16 protein-coding genes are annotated in these 18,905 nt (G+C 67.6%); 8 read left to right on the forward strand and 8 right to left on the reverse strand.

Annotation, left to right across the window (positions count from 1 at the left end; translation table 11 throughout):
* Positions 1-22: 22 nt before the first annotated feature.
* The 3 genes from RZE77_RS18855 to RZE77_RS18865 are packed head-to-tail and all read right to left on the reverse strand — an operon-like array spanning position 23 to position 7,816.
* On the reverse strand, positions 23-3,265 hold the full coding sequence (locus tag RZE77_RS18855) for an efflux RND transporter permease subunit (RefSeq protein WP_319438756.1): 3,243 nt from the start codon (positions 3,263-3,265) through the stop codon (positions 23-25).
* Positions 3,262-6,453 carry an efflux RND transporter permease subunit gene (locus RZE77_RS18860; protein WP_319438757.1) on the reverse strand — a complete coding sequence of 1,064 codons (3,192 nt, stop codon included), beginning with the start codon at positions 6,451-6,453 and terminating at the stop codon, positions 3,262-3,264. Before RZE77_RS18860 ends, RZE77_RS18855 begins: the two co-directional genes overlap by 4 nt.
* Before the next feature lie 46 nt (positions 6,454-6,499).
* Positions 6,500-7,816, reverse strand: a complete 1,317-nt coding sequence (locus RZE77_RS18865) for an efflux RND transporter periplasmic adaptor subunit (protein WP_319438758.1) — start codon at positions 7,814-7,816, stop codon at positions 6,500-6,502.
* 226 nt (positions 7,817-8,042) lie between these two features.
* Here RZE77_RS18865 and RZE77_RS18870 point away from each other — a divergent pair, with 226 nt between their 5' ends.
* From RZE77_RS18870 to RZE77_RS18885, 4 genes are all read left to right on the forward strand, one after another.
* Positions 8,043-8,564: a DUF6622 family protein gene (locus RZE77_RS18870; protein ID WP_319438759.1), complete on the forward strand. Its 522-nt coding sequence runs from the start codon at positions 8,043-8,045 to the stop codon at positions 8,562-8,564.
* Between the two features lie 55 nt (positions 8,565-8,619).
* On the forward strand, positions 8,620-8,916 hold the full coding sequence (locus RZE77_RS18875; protein WP_319438760.1) for a 2TM domain-containing protein: 297 nt from the start codon (positions 8,620-8,622) through the stop codon (positions 8,914-8,916).
* Positions 8,917-8,989: 73 nt separating this feature from the next.
* Complete coding sequence (locus RZE77_RS18880) at positions 8,990-10,057, forward strand: sensor histidine kinase (protein WP_319438761.1); 1,068 nt, start codon at positions 8,990-8,992, stop codon at positions 10,055-10,057.
* Complete coding sequence (locus RZE77_RS18885; protein WP_319438762.1) at positions 10,054-10,896, forward strand: LytR/AlgR family response regulator transcription factor; 843 nt, start codon at positions 10,054-10,056, stop codon at positions 10,894-10,896. Before RZE77_RS18880 ends, RZE77_RS18885 begins: the two co-directional genes overlap by 4 nt.
* 84 nt (positions 10,897-10,980) lie before the next feature.
* Here RZE77_RS18885 and RZE77_RS18890 read toward each other — a convergent pair whose 3' ends face one another.
* Complete coding sequence (locus RZE77_RS18890) at positions 10,981-11,346, reverse strand: hypothetical protein (protein WP_319438763.1); 366 nt, start codon at positions 11,344-11,346, stop codon at positions 10,981-10,983.
* A 134-nt stretch (positions 11,347-11,480) separates the two neighbouring features.
* Here RZE77_RS18890 and RZE77_RS18895 point away from each other — a divergent pair, with 134 nt between their 5' ends.
* A complete protein-coding gene (locus RZE77_RS18895) occupies positions 11,481-13,295 on the forward strand; it encodes a glutamine--tRNA ligase/YqeY domain fusion protein (protein ID WP_319438764.1) in 1,815 nt (604 codons plus the stop codon).
* 57 nt (positions 13,296-13,352) lie between these two features.
* On the opposite strand, the gene RZE77_RS18900 is transcribed toward RZE77_RS18895, so the two are convergent.
* Entirely contained in the window at positions 13,353-13,655 is a 303-nt protein-coding gene (locus tag RZE77_RS18900; protein WP_319438765.1) for a hypothetical protein, read from the reverse strand.
* Between the two features lie 64 nt (positions 13,656-13,719).
* Here RZE77_RS18900 and RZE77_RS18905 point away from each other — a divergent pair, with 64 nt between their 5' ends.
* The 3 genes from RZE77_RS18905 to RZE77_RS18915 are packed head-to-tail and all read left to right on the forward strand — an operon-like array spanning position 13,720 to position 15,292.
* A complete protein-coding gene (locus RZE77_RS18905) occupies positions 13,720-14,616 on the forward strand; it encodes a peptidoglycan DD-metalloendopeptidase family protein (RefSeq protein ID WP_319438766.1) in 897 nt (298 codons plus the stop codon).
* A 32-nt stretch (positions 14,617-14,648) separates the two neighbouring features.
* On the forward strand, positions 14,649-14,939 hold the full coding sequence (locus RZE77_RS18910; protein WP_319438767.1) for a nucleotidyltransferase family protein: 291 nt from the start codon (positions 14,649-14,651) through the stop codon (positions 14,937-14,939).
* Positions 14,936-15,292 carry a HepT-like ribonuclease domain-containing protein gene (locus RZE77_RS18915; protein ID WP_319438768.1) on the forward strand — a complete coding sequence of 119 codons (357 nt, stop codon included), beginning with the start codon at positions 14,936-14,938 and terminating at the stop codon, positions 15,290-15,292. The genes RZE77_RS18910 and RZE77_RS18915 overlap by 4 nt, the downstream gene beginning before the upstream one ends.
* Positions 15,293-15,308: 16 nt before the next feature.
* On the opposite strand, the gene RZE77_RS18920 is transcribed toward RZE77_RS18915, so the two are convergent.
* The 3 genes from RZE77_RS18920 to RZE77_RS18930 form a co-directional block, all read right to left on the reverse strand.
* The gene (locus RZE77_RS18920; RefSeq protein WP_319438769.1) at positions 15,309-16,244 is read right to left on the reverse strand and encodes a M14 family metallopeptidase; all 936 of its coding nucleotides are present in this window, start codon (positions 16,242-16,244) and stop codon (positions 15,309-15,311) included.
* A gap of 84 nt (positions 16,245-16,328) precedes the next feature.
* Positions 16,329-17,510, reverse strand: a complete 1,182-nt coding sequence (locus tag RZE77_RS18925; RefSeq protein WP_319438770.1) for a Fic family protein — start codon at positions 17,508-17,510, stop codon at positions 16,329-16,331.
* Between the two features lie 24 nt (positions 17,511-17,534).
* Entirely contained in the window at positions 17,535-18,737 is a 1,203-nt protein-coding gene (locus RZE77_RS18930; RefSeq protein WP_319438771.1) for an ammonium transporter, read from the reverse strand.
* Between the last annotated feature and the right edge of the window lie 168 nt (positions 18,738-18,905).

The following is an 18,905-nucleotide window of genomic DNA, read 5'->3' on the forward strand; positions in this document are numbered from 1 at the left end:
GCGGCTTCGTTCATTCTTCTGTTCAGGTCGGAGAGCTCGCGGCGCGGCTCAGGTGCCGCTCGTTGCCCGAGCGCCGGCGCAACTTGTCGAGCAGCACGTAGACCACGGGCGTGGTCAGCAACGTGAGCAGCTGGCTCGCGATCAGGCCGCCGATGATCGCCACGCCCAGCGGCTGGCGCAGCTCGGCGCCCTGGCCGAAGCCGATGGCCAGCGGCAGCGCGCCCAGCGCGGCGGCCAGCGTGGTCATGAGGATCGGGCGGAAGCGCAGCATGCAGGCCTCGCGCACCGCTTCCACGGCCGAGATGCCGCGCGCGCGCTCGGCCTCGAGCGCAAAGTCGATGATCAAAATCGCGTTCTTCTTCACGATGCCGATCAGCAGGAACAGCCCGATCAGCGCAATGATCGAAAAATCCATCCGGAACAGCAGCAGCGCCAGCACCGCGCCCACGCCCGCCGAAGGCAGCGTGGTCAGCACCGTGATCGGGTGGATCAGGCTCTCGTAGAGCACGCCGAGCACGATGTAGATCACCACGATCGCCGCCAGGATGAGCGCGAGCTGCTGCCCCTGCGACTGCTGCGCCGCGAGCGCCGTGCCCTGGAAGCTGCCGCGCACGTTGACCGGCATCGCAATGTCGGCCTCGGCCTGCGCGACGATGCGGCGCGCGTCCTGCAGCGTCACGCCTTCGCCCAGGTTGAACGATACGGTGCTTGCGAGCTCCGTGTCTTGGTGGTCGATGGAGCTCGGCACCGCGCGCTCGCTGACCTTGGCAATGGCCGAGAGCGGCACCATGAGCGTGGTGTTGGCCGCCAGCGCCTGGCCGGTGGAAGCGGTGCGCAGGCCCGGGTTGGCCGACGTGGTGGTCGAGGTGCCGGTGCTCGCGTCGGTGGTGTTGGCCAGCGAGCTCACCGTGGTGGTGCCGCTCGTGGTGGTGCTGGTGGTGAGCGTCGAAGGCACGTACAGGTCCTTCAGCACCACGGGTGCGCGCTGGTAGCGCGGGGCCCATTCCATGATCACCGAATACTGGTTGAGCTCGTCGTAGATGGTGGCGACCGAGCGCTGGCCGTAGGCGTTGTAGAGCGCGTTGTCGACCGCGCTCGACGTCACGCCAAGGCGCGCGGCGCTGTCGCGGTCGACGTCGACGTAGGTCTCCACGCCGTTGTCGGCCTGGTCGCTGTCGACGTCGGTGAGCGCGGTTTCCTGGCGCAGCCGGTCGGCCAGCTTGGCGGTCCAGGTGCGCAGGTCGGCGAGGTTGTCGCCCTTGAGCGTGTACTGGTAGGTGGAGTTGCTCGAACGCCCGCCCATGCGCAGGTCCTGCACCGGGCTCAGGAACACGCGCAGGCCGGTGAGCTGGTTGAGCTGCGGCCGCAGCCGGTTGATGACGGCGGCGGTCTTCTCGGTGCGCTGCGACAGCGGCTTCAGGTTGACGAACATGAAGCCGCCGCCCGAGCGGCTGCCACCCGAGAAGCCCACCACGGTATCGACCGCCGGGTCCTTGTGGATGATGTCGACCGCCTGGCGCAGCTTCTCGCTCAGCGCCACCGACGAGATGCTCTGGTCCGCGCGCAGGCCGGCGTTGAGCTGGCCGTTGTCCTGCTCCGGGAAGTAGCCCTTGGGAATGGCGGAGAACAGGTACACGTTGAGGCCCACCACCGCCAGCAGCACCGCCATGACCACGGCCTTGCTCGCGAGCGCCCAGTCCAGGCTGTGGGCATAGGTGCGCAGGCTCCACTGGTACACGCCCTCCGCCATGCGCGCCAGGCGCCCCGGCGGCTTGGCATCGGGCTCCTCGGCCCGCAGCAGCATGGCGCACAGCATGGGCGTGGTGGTTAGCGAGATGACCAGCGAGATCAGCACCGCCACCGACAGCGTCACCGCGAATTCGCGGAACAGTCGGCCGATCTGCCCGTCCATGAACAGCAGCGGAATGAACACCGCCACCAGCGACAGGCTGATCGACAGCACGGTGAAGCCCACCTCGCGCGCCCCGCGCAGGGCCGCCTCGATGCGGCCCATGCCGGCCTCGATGTGGCGGCTGGTGTTCTCGAGCACCACGATGGCGTCGTCCACCACGAAGCCCGTGGCCACCGTGAGCGCCATCAGGCTCAGGTTGTTGAGGCTGTAGCCGAACAGGTACATCGCGCCGAAGGTGCCGAGCAGCGACACCACCGTGGCCACCGCCGGAATGATGGTGGCGCGCGCGCGGCGCAGGAATAGGCCGACCACCAGCACCACCAGCGCGATCGAGATCATGAGCGTGGCCTCGATCTCGCGCAGCGACGCGCGGATGGAGTTGGTGCGGTCGGAGGCCACCTGCACCTCGATGTCCTGCGGCAATTGCGCGCGCAGTTCGGGCAGCAGCTCACGCACGCCGTCCACGGTGTCGATGATGTTGGCGCCCGGCTCCTGCGTGACCAGCACGATCACCGCGGGCTGGCCGTTGAACAGGCCCAGCGTGCGCGTGTTCTCCACGCTGTCGATCACCCGCGCCACGTCGCCCAGCCGCACGGCCGCGCCGTTGCGCCAGGCGATCACCATGTCGCGGTATTCCACGGCATGGCGGCCCGGCGAGGGCGTGTAGATCTGCAGCCGGCGCTCGTCATTCTCGATGGCGCCCTTGGGCCGGTTGGCATTGTTGGCCTGGATGGCGGCGCGCACGTCCTCGCTGCTGATGCCGAAGCGGTTGAGCGAGAAGGGCTCCAGCTCCACCCGCACGGCCGGCAGCGAGCCGCCGCCGATCTCGACCTCGCCCACGCCCTCTACCTGCGAGAGCTTCTGGCTCACGATGTTGGACACGGCCTCGTAGATCTGGCCCGGCGTGCGCGTCCTGGACGTGAGCGCCAGGATCGCGATGGGCGCGGCGGTCGGGTTGCGCTTGCGGTAGGTCGGGTTGCTGCGCAGGGTGGCCGGCAGGTCGGCCCGCGCCGCGTTGATGGCCGCCTGCACCTCGCGCGCGGCGCTGTCGATGTTGCGCTTGAGGTCGAACTGCAGGCTGATGCGCGTGGAGCCGTTGGAGCTGGTCGAGGTGAGTTCGTTGACGCCCGCGATCACCCCGAGCCGGCGCTCCAGCGGCGTTGCCACGCTCGATGCCATGGTGCTCGGGCTGGCGCCCGAGAGGCTGGCGGTGACCGAGATGGTGGGAAAGTCGACCTGCGGCAGCGGCGACACAGGCAGCACGAAGAACGCCGCGATGCCGGCCAGCGCAATGCCGATGGTCAGCAGCACCGTCGCAATCGGACGCTCGACGAAGGGCCTGGACAGGTTCATGCGGCTGCGGCCTCCCGCTTGCGCCCGAAGCGGCGGCCCATGCGGTCGAAGGCCAGGTACACCACCGGCGTGGTGAACAGCGTGAGCACCTGGCTCACCACCAGCCCGCCGAAGATGGCCAGGCCCAGCGGCCGGCGCAGCTCTGCCCCCTCGCCCCAGCCGAACATCAGCGGCAGCGCCGCGAAAAGCGCCGCCAGCGTGGTCATCAGGATGGGCCGGAAGCGCAGCAGTGCCGCCTGGTGGATGGCTTCGTGCGGCGACTTGCCCTCGCGCCGCTCGGCGTCGATGGCAAAGTCGATCATCATGATCGCGTTCTTCTTGACGATGCCGATCAAGAGGATGATGCCGATGATGCCGATCACGCCCAGGTCGTTGCCCGTGACCATCAAGGCCAGCAGCGCGCCCACGCCGGCCGAGGGCAGCGTCGAGAGAATCGTCAGCGGATGGATGTAGCTTTCATACAGCACGCCCAGCACGATGTACACGCACACGACCGCCGCCAGGATGAGCCACAGCTGATTCGACAGCGATTTCTCGTAGGCTCCGGCCGCGCCGAGGAAGCTCATGGTCATGCTCGCGGGCATGCCGATTTCCTTGGCCGCCGCGCGAATGGCCGCCACCGACTTTCCGAGCGCCACGTTCTCGGCCGTGTCGAAGCCCACCGTGGCGGCCGGGTACTGCGCCACGTGCGTCACCTGCAGCGGCGCGGCCTGCTCGCGCACCGTGGCAATCGACGAGAGCGTGGTGGCGCCGCCGCCCCCGGTGCGCAGCTGCAGGTTGCCCAGGAGCTGCGGCGAAGCCAGGGCCTCGCGCTGCGCCTCAAGGATCACGCGGTACTGGTTGGTCTCGGTGAAGATGGTCGAGACGATGCGCTGGCCGAACGCGCTGTAGAGCGTGTCGTCCACCGAACTGGCCGTGACCGAAAGGCGCGAGGCCGTGTTGCGGTCGATGTCCACGTAGGCGGCCAAACCCTTCGCGCCCGCGTTGGTGGTGGCATTGCGCACCAGCGGTTCGGAGCGCAGGCGCTCCACGAGCTTTTGCGCCCAGGTATCCACGGTGTTGGTGTCCACCCCTTCGAGCGAAACGCGGAACTCGGTCGGGCCGGTTTCGGCATCGATGGTCAGGTCCTGCGTGGGCTGCAGGTACAGCGTCACGCCGGCCACGGCCCGCACCCGCTCGCGCAGGCGCTGCATCGTGGCCTCCTGGTTGCCGCGGTCGGGGCGCATGTTGATGAGCATGCTGCCGGTGTTCAGCGCCGTGTTGTTGGCGGCGTCCACGCCCACCACCGAGCTCACGCTGGCCACCTCGGGGTCGGCCAGGATCGCGTTGGCGGCCTGCTGCTGCAGCTCGGCCATGCGCGTGTACGACACATCCTGCGCGGCTTCGATGCGCGCCTGCAGCTGGCCGGTGTCCTGCGTCGGGAAGAGGCCCTTGGGGATCACCACGTAGAGCAGCACCGTGAGCGCCAGCGTGGCCACCGCCACCACCAGCGTGAGCGGCTGGTGGCGCAGCACCCATTGCAGCCACACGTCGTAGCGGCCGATCACGCGCTCAAGGAAACCGCCCCCACGTTCGCCCACTTCGTGTGGCTCTCTGCCCCCCGAGGGGGCTGCGCCGCCTAGGGGCGGCCCGTCGCCGGCGCGGCGCTGCACGCTGGCCCCGAAGCGCCCGCCCTCCTCGGCCTGCGGCTTGAGCCAGCGCGCCGACATCATCGGCACCAGCGTGAGCGACACCACGGCGGAGATCAGGATGGTGATGGCCAGCGTGACCGCGAACTCGCGGAACAGCCGCCCCACCACGTCGCCCATGAACAGCAGCGGAATCAGCACCGCGATGAGCGACACCGTGAGCGAGATGATGGTGAAGCCGATCTGCGTGGCCCCCTTGAGCGCGGCCTTGAACGGCGGATCGCCCTCTTCCAGGTAGCGCGCGATGTTCTCGATCATCACGATCGCGTCGTCCACCACGAAGCCGGTGGCGATGGTCAGCGCCATCAGGCTCAGGTTGTTGAGGCTGTAGCCCAGCAGGTACATCAGCCCGCAGGTGCCCACGAGCGAGATCGGCACCGCCAGGCTCGCAATGACCGTGGCGCGCACGCTGTGCAGGAAGAAGAAGATCACCAGCACCACCATCACCACGGCCAGCCCGAGCTCCAGCTGCACGTGCGAGACCGAGGCGCGGATGCCGGTGGTGCGGTCGCTCAGCACCTCCACCTTGAGCGAGCCCGGCAGCGAGGCCTGCAACTCGGGCAGTTGCTTCTTGATGGCATCGACCGTGCCGATCACGTTGGCGCCCGGTTGCCGCTGCACGTTCAGGATGATGGCCGGGTAGAGCGTGGCCGGCTGCTCGCCCGCGCGCAGTGCGGCCCAGGCGCCCAGCTGCGTGTTCTCGGCGCCGTCGACCACGCGCGCCACGTCGGTCATGCGCACCGGTGCGCCGTTCCTCCAGGCGACGATCAGGTTCTTGTAGTCGTCCGCCGTCACGAGCTGGTCGTTGGCGTTGATGGTGTAGGCCCGCCGCGGTCCGTCGAAACTGCCCTTGGCGCTGTTGGCGTTGGCCGCGGTGATGGCGCTGCGCAAGGTGTCCAGCCCGATGCCCACCGACGCGAGCGCGTTGGTGTCGGCCTGGATGCGCACGGCCGGCCGCTGCCCGCCCGAAAGCGACACCAGCCCCACGCCGCCGACCTGGCTGATCTTCTGCGCGAGCCGCGTGTTCACGAGGTTCTGCACCTCGGTGAGCGGCATGGTCTCGGAGCTCACGGCCAGCGTGAGGATGGGCGCGTCGGCCGGATTCACCTTGGCATACACGGGCGGCGCCGGCAGGTCGGCCGGCAGCAGCGAGCCGCCGGCGTTGATGGCGGCCTGCACCTGCTGCTCGGCCACGTCGAGCGTCTGGTCGAGCGCGAACTGCAGCGTGACGATCGACACGCCCGCCGAGCTCACCGAGCTCATGCGGTTGAGCCCCGCCATCTGGCCGAACTGGCGCTCCAGCGGGGCCGTGACGGTACGGCTCATGACCTCGGGGCTGGCGCCGGGGTAGAGGGTCTGCACCTGGATGGTCGGGTAGTCGACCTGCGGCAGCGCGGCCAGCGGCAGGAGCCGCAGGCCCACCAGGCCGGCCAGCACGATGGCGACCATCAGCAGCGCCGTGGCCACCGGCCGTTCGATGAAGGGGCGGGAGGGGCTCATCGCGGACGCGCTCGCTTGTTCCGTGGGTTGTTGTGGCGGTTGCTCGTCATTGCGGCGGACGCTGGCGCCGCCGCTCTCCACCGCCTTCGCCGCGCTGTCCACGCGGGCCCGAAGCCGCAGCGCGCGGGCCTGCCGCGGGCCGGTCGCCCTGCAGCTGCACGACCGCGCCGTCCTTGATGCGGTCGCCGCCCTCGGTCACCACGTTCTCGCCGGCCTTCAGGCCCGAAGTGATGGCCACCACCTCGACATTGGCCTCGCCGCGCTTCACCGCGCGCATCGACACCGTGCGGTCTTCGTTGATCACATAGACGTAGTCGCCATTGGGGCCGGTGCGCACCGCCGTCACCGGCACCACCACCGCGCGCACCTTGCGCAGCAGCATCTGCACATTGACGAACTGGCTCGGGAACAGCGTGGTCTGCGCATTGCCGAAGCGCGCCTTGGCCTTGACCGTGCCGGTGGTGGTGTCGACCACGTTGTCGAGCGTGGAGAAGGTGCCGGTGTCGAGCGTTGCCGCGCGGGTGCGGTCGAAGGCGGTGACCGGCAGCGGCTCGCCCTTGGCCAGCTGCGCCTGGATGTCGGGCACGCGGTCCTGCGGCACCGAGAACTGCACGTCGATCGGGTTCATCTGCGTGATAACCGCGATGCCCGTGGTCGCGTTGGCCGTCACGGTGTTGCCCGCATCCACCGCGCGCAGGCCGATGCGGCCGGCCACGGGCGAGGTGATGCGGGTGTAGTCGAGGTTCAGCTTGGCGGCGGCCTCGGCGGCCAGGTCGGTGGTGACCGTGCCTTCGAGCTGGCGGACCAGCGCGGCCTGGGTGTCGACGTCCTGCCGGGCAATGGAGTCCTGCCCCAGCAGCGTGCGGTAGCGCGCGAGCGTGACGCGCGCGGCCTCGAGCTGCGCCTCGTCGCGCTGGCGGGTGCCGCGGGCCTGCATCAGCGCCTGCTCGTAGGGCCGCGGATCGATGCGCGCGAGCAGCTGGTTCTTTGCCACGGTCTGCCCTTCGGTGAACAGCACTTCGGTCAGCACGCCGCCGACCTGCGCCTTGAGCGTGATGGTCGCGAGCGGTGTGACCGTGCCGAGCGCATCGATGGTCACCGGCAACTCGATCTCGCGCGCCGCCGCATTGCCCACCGTGACGGTCGCACCGCCGAAGCCCGGTCCGCCAGCGGTGCTGCCCTTGCGGTTGATGAGATACCAGGCGCCGCCCCCCAGCACCATCAGCAGCACCAGCGCGATCAGGCTGCCGAGCCAGAGCCTGCGGCGCGAAGGCGGCCGCGGGGGCGGGGACGAAGAAGGTGGGGTTGCCGGTTGGACAGCAGGCGAATCGCCGGAAGAAGGCTCGGAGTTCGGAGATTCCATGGGGTGTGGCAGTGCGCAAGTACAGCCGCTAGTGGAGCGCCGGATCGTAGCGCGCCTGTCTTATGAACCGTAAAGCGCCGGTAAAGCTGCGGACAAGGGCTGCATTTCGCGCCGGTTCGCCGCGGCTGGCGCCGCCGGCCTGCATTTCGTCGCACGCCCGTGGCGGCTGCGCGGGGGCGCCGGCACAGTCCGGCCCATCGAATCGTCTTTTCATTGGAGAAACACCATGCTGCTGCAGATCATTCATCACACCCCGAAATGGGTCTTCGCCGTTTTCGTCCTTCTGCTGTGGCTTGGCTGCAGGCAGCTGCTGACCGGCCGCGTCAGCCTGGCCAAGGTGACGGTGATGCCCATTGCCATGACCGGCCTTTCGCTGGCCGGCGTGATCTCGGCTTTCGGCGATTCGCCGGGCGCCCTGCTCGGCTGGGCCGTGGCGGCCGCCGCGCTGGTGCTGCTGGTGCTCCAGAGCCCGCTGCCCGCCAGCACGCGCTACGACCGCGCGGCGCGCGAGTTCCACGTGGCCGGCAGCGCGGTGCCGCTGCTGCTGATGATGGGCATCTTCTTCACCAAGTATGTGGTGGGCGCGTCCCTGGCCATGCACCCCGAACTGCGCCAGCAGGCCGGCTTCGCCGTTGCGGTTCCCATGCTCTACGGCGCCTTCAGCGGCATCTTCGCGGCGCGCGCCGTGCGGCTCTGGCGGCTGGCCATCAGCACCGACGCCATGGCCGCAGACGCCCGCGCGGCCTAAGATCACGGCCGCTTCATCGACCGACTCCAATCATTCATCCATTCGGACAACCGTCATGAACTCCACACACGCCAACACCTCCGTTTCCGACGTCGAAAAGCTCGCCCGCCGCCGCGCCGGCGCCAAGATGGGCTGGTACATCCATGCCCTCGTCTATGTGCTGGTCAATCTCGGGCTGGTGGCGCTCTCCGCATCGCGCGGCCACAGCTGGGCCGTGTATCCACTCATGGGCTGGGGCCTGGGCCTCTTGATCCACGGCGCCGTGATCTGGTTCATCGCGCCCGGCGGCAGCTTCTACGACCGGCTGGTGGAGCGCGAACGGCGCGCGCTGCGTTCCGGGGAGCGCGGATGAGCGGAGCGCAGGGCCGCCCCAAGCCCGCTCGCTCCCGCTTGGCGGGACGGCGCGCAGCGCCAAGGGTGCACCAATGAACGTCCAAGCGCTCCCTCGTTTCCGCGCGGAGAACGTCCGGGGCCTGCTCCGGCATGGCCTGATCACCGTCGTGTTCTGCTGCTTCATCGCCGCGGCGCTGGCCATCACGCAGCACGGGGACTGGGGCGCGCAGATGGTGTATTCGCTGTCGATCGGGCTGATCAGCTGGCTCTTCATCGACGTGGGCCGGCTGTTGATCAGCGGCCACCGGGAAGTCCTCTGGCCACTCGGCCCCTGGGGCTATCTGCTGGTGGCGGGCGGCGTGGCGGTGGGCTTCCTGGGGGGCAATGCGATCGGCGATGCCTGGACCCACCAGCCCCTGCTCGACTTCGGCAACTTCACGGAGCGCAAGCTCGCAACCACGATCATCATCACGGTGACGGCCACCGTCTGCATGTGCTTCTTCTTCTACAGCCTGGGCAGGAGCAAGCACATGCGGCGCCAGATCGACCTGGCGCAGCGCAACGCCACCGAGGCGCGGCTCAAGCTGCTCGAAACCCAACTCGAACCGCACATGCTGTTCAACACGCTGGCCAACCTGCGCGTACTGATCACGGCCGACCCGCCGCGCGCCGTGGCCATGCTCGACCGCCTCAACAACTACCTGCGCATGACGCTCAGCGGCTCGCGCGCCCTGGCGCATCCGCTGTCGGCCGAGTTCGAACGGCTGGCCGACTACCTCGAACTGATGTCCGTGCGCATGGGCGAGCGACTGCGCTACACGCTCGATCTGCCCGATGAACTGCGCGGCACGCCGGTGCCGCCGCTGCTGCTGCAGCCGCTGGTCGAAAACAGCATCCGCCACGGGCTCGAGCCCCAGGTCGAAGGCGGCGCGATCGCCGTGCGCGCACGGCAGCTCGACGGCCGGTTGGTCATCGAAGTGAACGATACCGGCGTCGGCCTCGATGCTGCGCAAACTTCCGAAGGCAGCGGCTTCGGGCTCGAGCAGGTGCGCGAGCGGCTCGCCACCACGTATGGCGACCAGGGCCGAATGAGCCTGGCCGCCGGGCCTTCGGGCGGAACCCTTGCCACACTCAGCTTTCCCCTGCCGCCACACGCATGAAGCCCACCGCCCTCATCGCCGAAGACGAACCGCTGCTCGCCCAGGCCCTCAAGGCCGAACTCGCCGCTGCCTGGCCCGAACTTCAGGTGCTCGCCATCGCGGGCGACGGCCGCAGCGCCGTGCGGGAGGCACTGCGCCTGCTGCCGCAGGTGCTGCTCTTCGACATCCGCATGCCCGGCCTCGACGGCCTGGCCGCTGCCGCCGAACTGGCCGACCGCTGGCCCGTCGACGAGGCGCCCATGCCGCAACTCGTCTTCGTGACCGCCTACGACGAATACGCCGCCCGCGCCTTCGAGACCCAGGCCATCGACTACGTGCTCAAGCCCGTGCAGCCCGAGCGTTTGCGCAAGACCGTGCTGCGGCTTCAGCAGGCGCTGGCGGTGCAGCAGCAGGCCAAGCCAGCCCCTGCCGCCGCCGACGAGGCGCTCGAGCAAACCCTTGCGCAGTGGCGCCAGCTGCTTGCAGCCGCAGCAGGCAACGGCGCGTCGTCGCAGCCCGCCTCCACCGCCCCGCTGAAGATGATTGCCGCCAGCGAAGCCGGCGGCAGCACCGTGCGCATGGTTCCGATCGGCGAGGTGCTGTATTTCGAGGCGGCCGACAAATACATCCGCGTGCTGACCGCCACGCACGAATACCTGATCCGCACGCCGCTCAAGCAGCTGCTGGCCCAGCTCGACCCCGAGACTTTCTGGCAGGTGCATCGCGCCGTGGTGGTGCGCAGTTCGGCCATCGAGGCCGTGCACCGCGACGAGGCCGGCAAGCTGCACCTCGACTTGCGCGGCCGGACCGAGAAGATTCCCGTCAGCCGGCTTTACGGCCATCTTTTTCGCGCCATGTGAAATCGACCGAATGGCCCGCCCATGAAAAAAGCCGGCTCTTGCGAACCGGCTTTTTCAGATAGCGGGATTCTGCACCCGCGGCGCTCAACGCCAGTGGCGGTGGCCGTGACCGTGGTGATGGCCGCGGTAGTAGCCACGCGGACCGTAGTAGCGCGGTGCGTAGTACGCCGGCGGCGCGTAGTACACCGGGGCCGGGCGGTAGTAGACCGGCGGCGGCGGACGGTAGTACACCGGGGGCGGCGGCGCGTAGTACACCGGCGCGGGGGCCGAATAAACCGGTGCCGGGTAGTAGGCCGGAGCGCCTACGCCCACGGCAACTCCGGGCAGACCCACGCCGATCGACCAGCTCACGTCGCCACGGGCACTGGCCGAGGTGGCCGCAAACAATGCACCGGCTGCCACGACACCCGCAGCGGCCCATTTGAAGAAGGTTGAACGTGTGAGGCTCATGATCTTGGACTCCTTGTTGGGGCGTTTCCCGCCCATGTAGGTATTGAACGCGCCAAATGCAAAGCGGTTGCCCGCCGTAATGTGAAGAACGTAGCCAAAGGTAACCGGCAGGGGGTGCGTTCTAGAATGCCGCAATGACCTCCCCGACCGACAAAGACAGCGCAAAAACAGCCGCTGCACCGAGCAATTTCCTGCGTCACGTGATCGAAAACGACCTTGCGCAGGGGGCCTATTCTGGCCGCAAATGGGGTGGCTCGCCCGGCGACGCCGCCCATCACGCCCAGGGCATGGCCGACCCGGCCAAGGTGCGCATGCGCTTTCCGCCCGAGCCCAACGGCTACCTGCACATCGGCCACGCCAAGAGCATCTGGCTCAATTTCGAGCTGGCCAGGGAATACGGCGGCGTCTGCCACCTGCGCTTCGACGACACCAACCCCGAAAAGGAAGAGCAGGAATACGTCGATTCCATCCGCGACGCCGTCCAGTGGCTCGGCTATGAAACCTGCCTGGCCGACCGCCCGAGCGCACCGGGCACCCTGCAGCCGCACGAATACTTCGCGAGCGACTACTTCGACTTCATGTACCGCGCCGCCGAATACCTGATCGGCGCCGGCCTGGCCTATGTGGACGAGCAAAGCGCCGAGGAAATCCGCGCCAACCGTGGCGACTTCAACACGCCCGGCACCGACAGCCCCTTCCGCAGCCGCAGCGCGGAAGAAAACCTCGCCCGCTTCCGCGCCATGCGCGACGGCCAGTTGCCCGACGGCGCCGCCATCCTGCGCGCGAAGATCGACATGGCGAGCCCCAACATCAACATGCGCGACCCTGCGCTCTACCGTATCCGCCGGGCCACCCACCACAACACCGGCGACAAGTGGTGCATCTACCCGATGTACACCTTTGCGCACCCCATCGAAGACGCGCTCGAGCAGATCACCCACTCCATCTGCACGCTGGAATTCGAAGACCAGCGCCCGTTCTACGACTGGCTGCTCGACCGCCTGGCCGAAGGCGGCCTCATCGCGAGCCCGCATCCGCGCCAGTACGAATTCGCCCGCCTCAACGTCACCCACGTGCTCACCAGCAAGCGCAAGCTGCGCCAGCTGGTCGAGGAAAAGCACGTCGACGGCTGGGACGACCCGCGCATGCCCACCCTGGCGGGCCTGCGCCGCCGTGGCTACACGCCCGAGGCGCTGCGCCTGTTCTGCGAACGCAGCGGCACCACCAAGTCCGGCGGCTGGATCGACTACGCGAGCCTGGAAGCCGCGCTGCGCGACACCCTCGACCCCATCGCCCCGCGCGCCATGGCCGTGCTCGACCCGGTCAAGCTGGTGATCACCAACTGGGGCGAACTGATGGGCGGCGACGAGGTGCTCGACGACTGCTCCGCCCCCGTGCATCCACACCACCCCGAGATGGGCAAGCGCGAATTCAAGCTCGGTCGCGAGGTCTGGATCGAGCGCACCGACTATGAAGAAGTGCAGCCCAAGGGCTTCTTCCGCTTGTTCCCGGGCAACAAGGTGCGCCTGAAGTACGGCCACGTCATCGAGTGCACCGGCGGCACCAAGGACGCGAGCGGCAAGCTCGTCGAAGTGCAGGCCACGCTGGTGCCCGACACCAAGAGCGGCACGCCCGGCGCGGACGCCATCAAGGTGAAGGGCAACATCACCTGGGTGGCCGCGGCCGATGCGGTGCAGGCCGAGGTGCGCTTGTATGAGCGGCTGTTCGCGGCCGCCAATCCGGGCAGCGGGGAACTGATGGATGAGCTGAACAAGGCCAGCCTTGAAACCTGCTCTGCGTTCGTGGAGCCGTCACTGGCCAAGGCTGATGACGGCGCGGCATTTCAGTTCGAGCGGCACGGGTACTTCGTGCTCGATGCGAAGGCGAGTGCCGGCGGCAAGCGGGTGTTCAATCGTGCTGCGGGCATGCGGGACAGCTGGGGCAAGTAAAGCTGCCCTCTGCTCGTACAAAGCCGGCGGCCGCGATGGTGCCGGCTTTTCCATTGCCTATTCCGGCCGCTTGTAGACCACGCCCAGCACCGCGCTGTTTTCATCCGTCGTACACAGCGCCGGTCGTCCCTGCGGACCGATCTTCAGATTGACCGCGTAGACGCCGTCGCGCGGCGTCGAGCCCTTGTCCGCAGCGATGCCCGATGCCGGCACGCGAAACTCGCGCGAGGCCGCGGCCACGCAGTTCCTGATGCTCGCCTCGGGCGCGCCGCCTACACGGATCGCGGTGCTGTTGCACCCGGCAGCCGCCGCGGCCGCGCTTACCATCAAGACCCACCGACCCAGTGCTCGGATGTTCATTTCCGGTTCCTTTGTGTTCGCTGCGCCCTTGTTTGTTCGCTTCGCAAGCCTTGAGTTCAACGCCATGCATCCCTCGCTTCCCGATTCCGCTTCGTCCGGCCTCGACCGCCGCTCTGCCCTGCTCGGCACCTTCGGCCTCATGGCATTGGCCTCGGCGCGCGCCGTGGCAGCGGCTCCCTCGGCCAAAAAGAAGCAGCCCGAGGTCTGGCCGCATGCATCCCAGGTGCCGGGCGGCGTGGCCCGCCTGTCGCTAGGTCCGGCGGCCAGGCGCCCGCAGGCCTTCTCCGGCGACTTGCCGCTGCTGGTGGTGGGTGATCCCATCGAGTGGACCGCGCTCGTGGGCATTCCGCTCGCGGCCGAGCCGGGCGAGGCGAGCATCGTCGTGCGCACCGAGGGCAGCAATGAAAAGCAGATCGCCTACACCGTGAGCCCCAAGCAATACCGCGAGCAGCGCCTGACGGTGCCGCCGCGCACCGTCGATCTGTCGCCCGAAGACGAAGCGCGCTACGAACGCGAACGCGCGCACCTCGCCACCGTGATGGCCACCTTCACCGAGCTGCGGCCCGACGCCGCGCTGCAGATGCGCGTCCCCGTACCAGGCCGCCGCTCCAGTTCGTTCGGCCTGCGCCGCGTGTTCAACGGCCAGTCGCGCAATCCGCACAGCGGCATGGACATCGCCGCCGGCACCGGCACGCCCGTGCTGGCGCCGCTGCCGGGGCGCGTGATCGACACCGGCGACTACTTCTTCAACGGCGGCACGGTGTGGCTCGACCACGGTGGCGGCCTGCTCACGATGTATTGCCACCTGAGCCGCATCGATTCAAAGGTGGGCGATGTGCTGAAGACCGGCGAGCAGCTCGCGGCCGTGGGCGCCACCGGGCGCGTGACGGGGCCGCATCTGCATTGGTCGGTGATGCTCAATCGGGCGATGGTGGATCCGGCGTTGTTCGTTGCGGCGTGAATTGAACCCACAGCCGCACTACACTGCGCCCCATGCGTCCTTCCGAAGCCCTGTCACAGCACCGCGTGCGCATCCGCGAGATCGCACTGCGTCACCACGTCAGCAGCGTGAGCGTGTTCGGCTCGGCTTCGCGTGGAGAAGACGGCCCCGACAGCGATCTCGATCTGCTGGTCGAACCTACGGAACAGACTACTCTCATGGACATCGGAGCCATCAGGCACGAGTTGAAGGCCCTTCTTGGCATGGAAGTCGACGTGCTCACGCCCAACGGCTTGCCGCCGAAGTTCCGCGATCAGGTGCTACGCGAGGCGGTGCCGGTATGAGCCGAGGGGATCCGCAGCGTCTTGCGGATTACTTGGGTCATATCCTGCAAGCCATCGACAGCATTCGCGACTACACGAGCGATGCCACGCTCGACAGCTATCTGATCGATCGGAAAACACAGGATGCGGTTGTGCGCAACCTCGAGGTGATCGGCGAAGCCAGCAACAACGTCGTGAAGCACCACGCAGAGTTTGCCGCGGCTCATCCCGAGGTCCCGTGGCGCTTTGCCTATGAGATGCGCAACGCGCTTTCCCACGGCTATTTCACTGTCGATCATGCGATCGTCTGGCAAACCATTCAGCACGATCTGCCATCACTTCGCGAACAGATTTCGAGATTCACGGAGCCTTGAGGACTCCATCGCCGACTCAGATCGGCTTCGTCAAATAAACCGCCTCGCGCCCCACGATCACCCGCTGCGCGGGCATGAAGATCGTGCACTCGTCGCACGGCGCGCGGATCTCGTCCGGGCCGTTGGTGGCGATCAGCTCGCCCTTGGCAAAGGTCTCGAAGCCGATCAACGGACGCACGAACGCGAAGTCTTCCGACTTGATGACGTGCGTCTGCAGCAGCTCGAAGCGGCGCTGCGGGCCGGGCGCCGGCGCGGCGGGGTCCTTGTCGATGAGGCCGAAGTGCGCCAGGAAGTCGAACGAGATGGCGGTGGCCAGCTCGGAGGCCGAGCGCAGGAAGTGCTGGCCGCACTCGGCCACCAGCGCCACGCCCTTGCCATCGGGCTGGCCGTGGCGGCCATGCTGGATCAGCGGCGTGCCGGAGCCCAGGCCGTCGGGCATCACCAGGTGCACCGACGGACGGCCGATGGCCAGCGCCGCCTCGGCATTGCGGTCATAGGCGGGATACACCCAGAACGGGATCACCGGCTGGCTGGTGGAGTGGATGTCCAGGATGTGGTCGGCCGCGCTCACCACCGGCCGCAGCGCGCGGGCGCGGCGCAGCTCGGGACTGTCCTCGGTGCCGTCGAGCCATTCGGGCGACCAGATGCGGTTGAGGTTGTGCACCAGCTGGCGGCTGTCGAAAGGCAGCGCCTGGTCGAAGGACTCGTAGGCTTCCACATTGGCAAAGCTCACGGTGAGCGTGCCGATCTTCGGGCGTACGTTGGTGTCGAGCAGGTGCGTGGCAGCGGTCATGCCGCAGATTTCGTTGCCGTGCGTGAGCGCGTTGATCAGCACGTGGGGCCCCGGCTTGCCGGACTCGAAGCGATGCACGTAGTCGATGCCGACATTGCCCTTGCGGTAGGCGGAGAGATCGCGGGGGAGGACTTCGAGGGCGGGGGGCGTTTGGGTCATGGGCGTCGGTTGAAATTGAAAGCGAAGTGGTCGGGCGAGTTTGCTACAGGCCGCGCTTTTGCGCTCTGGGCGGCTCGCTCGCGGCTACGCGGAGCGGATGAGCGCATACCGGGTTGCCTTGCCCTGCCCCGTTCTTTCGAGCAAGCCGGATACCACCATCTCCGTCAGCTCCCGGTATGCGGTGGCACGCGACACCCCCGCAATGGCCACGTATTTCTCCGTACTCATGCCGCCCAGAAATCCATCGGGACCAGCGTCGTAGAGCTTGTTCAATACCTTGCGCTGACTCGGCGTGAGTTGCGGGTGCGCGGTGTTCAGTTGGGCCCAGAAGCCCGCCTTGGCGCCTGCGGCCTGGATGTGCGCCAGCGTCGACAGACACGCCTTTTCAACGCAGCCGACAAACCAGCGCACCCACGGCGTCACATCCATGCTCTCCTGGGCACTGGCCGCCTGCAATTGACTGTAGTAACCCGCGCGGTCGAGCCATAGTTGCTGGGACATGCTGAAGAGCCGCTGGTTGCTGCGCAGGTCCTGCGCCAGCGCCAGGTCGCTCAATGCGCGGCCGATGCGGCCGTTGCCGTCCTCGAACGGGTGAATGGATTCGAACCACAAATGAGCGATGGCGCTGCGCACGATGCCATCCGTCGACGGATGCCCGCGCCCTTCCTCGAACCATTCGAGCAATGTCTTCATCTGCGTTGGCACATCGCGCGAAGGCGGTGCCTCATAGTGCACTGTGTCAGGCTTGCCGATGCGCGGCGTGACGATCTGCATGGGGTCTTCGTGGACGCGGTAGCCGCCAGTGACGATGCGCGTGATGCCGCTGCGTCCATTCGGAAAAAGCGCAGCATGCCAGTCGAGGAGCCTCTCTTCTGCGAGTGGCTCGTTCCAACGCGCAATGGCTGCTTCGACGATGTCGAGCGTGGCTTCCGTGCGCGCATCCCTTGGCAAGCGACCGGCCGGCGTGAGCCCGAGCCGCCGGGCCGCCGAGGCACGCACCGAATTGACCTGCAGCGTTTCGCCCTCGATCTGCGCGGTGGCAATGGCTTCCTGTGTCCATTCCCCGAGTTGGAGCTCGCTCAGGTCGACGAGTTGAAGATTGCCGGCCACGCCCAGCATGCGCCCTTGCGCCAAGCGCGCGGCCGACAGCGCAGGCTGCAGCGCCTGCGCGTCGACTTCAAAGTGCGGCCATTTCCTGGTTTGCCAGATCCACATGAAGCGCATTTTAGGCAAATACGCTTCAAAAATGAAGCGTATTCGAAGCAAATGCGCTTCAGCAATGGAGACTCGCTACCAGTTCACCTCACGCTCCGGCGTTGCCGAGATGTGGTGGATCGACAGGTCGGCGCCGTCGTATTCCTCTTCCTGCGTGAGGCGCAGCCCCATCGTCGCCTTGAGCGCGCCGTACACCAGCGCCCCCGCCAGCGCCGCCCACGCCACGCCCATCAAGGTGCCGATGAGCTGCGCCCAGACGCTCACGCCGCCGATGCCGCCCAGCGCCTGGGTGCCGAAGATGCCGGCCGCGACGCCGCCCCAGGTGCCGCACAGGCCGTGCAGCGGCCAGACGCCGAGCACGTCGTCGATCTTCCACTTGTTCTGCGTGAGCGTGAACATGGCCACGAAGATGGCGCCAGCCACGCCGCCCACCACCAGCGCGCCCAGCGGGTGCATCAGGTCGGAGCCCGCGCACACGGCCACCAGTCCGGCGAGCGGGCCGTTGTAGACAAAGCCGGGATCGTTCTTGCCCATGGCGAGCGCCACCAGCGTGCCGCCCACCATCGCCATGAGCGAGTTGACGGCCACGAGGCCGGAGATCTTGTCGATGCTCTGCGCGCTCATCACGTTGAAGCCGAACCAGCCGACGCACAGCACCCAGGCGCCCAGCGCCAGGAAAGGAATGTTCGAAGGCGGATGCGCACTCAGCGAACCGTCGCCGCGGTAGCGGTTGCGGCGCGCTCCCAGCAGCAGCACGGCCGGCAGCGCGAGCCAGCCGCCCACCGCGTGCACCACCACCGAGCCGGCAAAGTCGTGGAACTCGCTGCCCGTGACAGAGGCGATCCACGCCTGGATGCCGAAGGCCTTGTTCCAGGCAATGCCCTCGTACAGCGGATAGACGAAGCCGACGATAACCGCCGTAGCGATCAGTTGAGGCCAGAACTTGGCGCGTTCGGCGATGCCGCCCGAAATGATCGCCGGAATCGCCGCTGCGAAAGTGAGCAGGAAGAAGAACTTCACGAGCTCGTAGCCGCTCTTGGCTGCGAGTTCCGTGGCGCCCACGAAGAAGTGCGTGCCATAGGCCACGCCATAGCCCACGAGAAAGTACACGATGGTCGAGACCGAGAAGTCGACCAGGATCTTGACCAGCGCATTGACCTGGTTCTTCTTGCGCACGGTGCCCAGTTCCAGGAAGGCGAAACCGGCATGCATGGCCAGCACCATGATCGCGCCGAGAAGAATGAACAGCGCGTCTGCGCCCTGTTTGAGTGCGTCCATTGGAGCTTCTTGCAGTTTTTGGTTTGAATTGGTGCATGCACCCGAATTGCTCGGGGCAGCGCCGCAAGAAAGCAAAAATGGTGCCTGAAAGCTCTCTCATGGTGCGTCATCGCCGGAAATGGGCGTTAGCAGTGCGGCGGCCGCACCGGAACAGGACGGATCGGCGCG

The sequence above is a fragment of the Variovorax sp. SPNA7 genome (assembly GCF_033807855.1).
Classification (GTDB): domain Bacteria; phylum Pseudomonadota; class Gammaproteobacteria; order Burkholderiales; family Burkholderiaceae_C; genus Variovorax; species Variovorax beijingensis.

Coding starts and splice junctions, on each gene's coding strand:
- RZE77_RS18855 (WP_319438756.1), bottom strand. CDS start 3,265: ATGAACCTGTCCAGGCCCTTCGTCGAGCGTCCGATTGCGACGGTGCTG.
- RZE77_RS18860 (WP_319438757.1), bottom strand. CDS start 6,453: ATGAGCCCCTCCCGCCCCTTCATCGAACGGCCGGTGGCCACGGCGCTG.
- RZE77_RS18865 (WP_319438758.1), bottom strand. CDS start 7,816: ATGGAATCTCCGAACTCCGAGCCTTCTTCCGGCGATTCGCCTGCTGTC.
- RZE77_RS18870 (WP_319438759.1), top strand. CDS start 8,043: ATGCTGCTGCAGATCATTCATCACACCCCGAAATGGGTCTTCGCCGTT.
- RZE77_RS18875 (WP_319438760.1), top strand. CDS start 8,620: ATGAACTCCACACACGCCAACACCTCCGTTTCCGACGTCGAAAAGCTC.
- RZE77_RS18880 (WP_319438761.1), top strand. CDS start 8,990: ATGAACGTCCAAGCGCTCCCTCGTTTCCGCGCGGAGAACGTCCGGGGC.
- RZE77_RS18885 (WP_319438762.1), top strand. CDS start 10,054: ATGAAGCCCACCGCCCTCATCGCCGAAGACGAACCGCTGCTCGCCCAG.
- RZE77_RS18890 (WP_319438763.1), bottom strand. CDS start 11,346: ATGAGCCTCACACGTTCAACCTTCTTCAAATGGGCCGCTGCGGGTGTC.
- RZE77_RS18895 (WP_319438764.1), top strand. CDS start 11,481: ATGACCTCCCCGACCGACAAAGACAGCGCAAAAACAGCCGCTGCACCG.
- RZE77_RS18900 (WP_319438765.1), bottom strand. CDS start 13,655: ATGAACATCCGAGCACTGGGTCGGTGGGTCTTGATGGTAAGCGCGGCC.
- RZE77_RS18905 (WP_319438766.1), top strand. CDS start 13,720: ATGCATCCCTCGCTTCCCGATTCCGCTTCGTCCGGCCTCGACCGCCGC.
- RZE77_RS18910 (WP_319438767.1), top strand. CDS start 14,649: ATGCGTCCTTCCGAAGCCCTGTCACAGCACCGCGTGCGCATCCGCGAG.
- RZE77_RS18915 (WP_319438768.1), top strand. CDS start 14,936: ATGAGCCGAGGGGATCCGCAGCGTCTTGCGGATTACTTGGGTCATATC.
- RZE77_RS18920 (WP_319438769.1), bottom strand. CDS start 16,244: ATGACCCAAACGCCCCCCGCCCTCGAAGTCCTCCCCCGCGATCTCTCC.
- RZE77_RS18930 (WP_319438771.1), bottom strand. CDS start 18,737: ATGGACGCACTCAAACAGGGCGCAGACGCGCTGTTCATTCTTCTCGGC.